General features: G+C 56.0%; 1 rRNA gene. It reads left to right on the top strand.

Annotation, left to right across the window (positions count from 1 at the left end):
- Window positions 1-1,454 (top strand): 16S ribosomal RNA (locus AADV74_RS16890); the annotation flags it as partial.
- Window positions 1,455-1,475 lie beyond the last annotated feature (21 nt).

Raw genomic sequence — 1,475 nt, 5'->3', positions numbered from 1 at the left:
AGAGGGAGCTTGCTTCTTCTGGATCAGTGGCGAACGGGTGAGTAACACGTGAGCAATCTGCCCTTGACTCTGGGATAAGCGTTGGAAACGACGTCTAATACCGGATACGACCATCCCCGGCATCGGGAGGTGGTGGAAAGAATTTTGGTCAAGGATGAGCTCGCGGCCTATCAGCTTGTTGGTGAGGTAATGGCTCACCAAGGCGACGACGGGTAGCCGGCCTGAGAGGGTGACCGGCCACACTGGGACTGAGACACGGCCCAGACTCCTACGGGAGGCAGCAGTGGGGAATATTGCACAATGGGCGCAAGCCTGATGCAGCAACGCCGCGTGAGGGACGACGGCCTTCGGGTTGTAAACCTCTTTTAGCAGGGAAGAAGCGAAAGTGACGGTACCTGCAGAAAAAGCACCGGCTAACTACGTGCCAGCAGCCGCGGTAATACGTAGGGTGCAAGCGTTGTCCGGAATTATTGGGCGTAAAGAGCTCGTAGGCGGTTTGTCGCGTCTGCTGTGAAATCCCGAGGCTCAACCTCGGGCCTGCAGTGGGTACGGGCAGACTAGAGTGCGGTAGGGGAGATTGGAATTCCTGGTGTAGCGGTGGAATGCGCAGATATCAGGAGGAACACCGATGGCGAAGGCAGATCTCTGGGCCGTAACTGACGCTGAGGAGCGAAAGCGTGGGGAGCGAACAGGATTAGATACCCTGGTAGTCCACGCCGTAAACGTTGGGAACTAGATGTGGGGACCATTCCACGGTCTCCGTGTCGCAGCTAACGCATTAAGTTCCCCGCCTGGGGAGTACGGCCGCAAGGCTAAAACTCAAAGGAATTGACGGGGGCCCGCACAAGCGGCGGAGCATGCGGATTAATTCGATGCAACGCGAAGAACCTTACCAAGGCTTGACATATACGAGAACGGGCCAGAAATGGTCAACTCTTTGGACACTCGTAAACAGGTGGTGCATGGTTGTCGTCAGCTCGTGTCGTGAGATGTTGGGTTAAGTCCCGCAACGAGCGCAACCCTCGTCCTATGTTGCCAGCACGTAATGGTGGGAACTCATGGGATACTGCCGGGGTCAACTCGGAGGAAGGTGGGGATGACGTCAAATCATCATGCCCCTTATGTCTTGGGCTTCACGCATGCTACAATGGCCGGTACAAAGGGCTGCAATACCGTAAGGTGGAGCGAATCCCAAAAAGCCGGTCTCAGTTCGGATTGAGGTCTGCAACTCGACCTCATGAAGTCGGAGTCGCTAGTAATCGCAGATCAGCAACGCTGCGGTGAATACGTTCCCGGGCCTTGTACACACCGCCCGTCAAGTCATGAAAGTCGGTAACACCCGAAGCCGGTGGCCCAACCATTTATGGAGGGAGCTGTCGAAGGTGGGATCGGTGATTAGGACTAAGTCGTAACAAGGTAGCCGTACCGGAAGGTGCGGCTGGATCACCTCCTTTCTAAGGAGCATCTGGCACNCT

This window comes from Leifsonia stereocauli, assembly GCF_038432415.1.
Classification (GTDB): Bacteria; Actinomycetota; Actinomycetes; order Actinomycetales; family Microbacteriaceae; genus Orlajensenia; species Orlajensenia stereocauli.
This window is presented reverse-complemented; position numbering and strand designations above follow the sequence as displayed.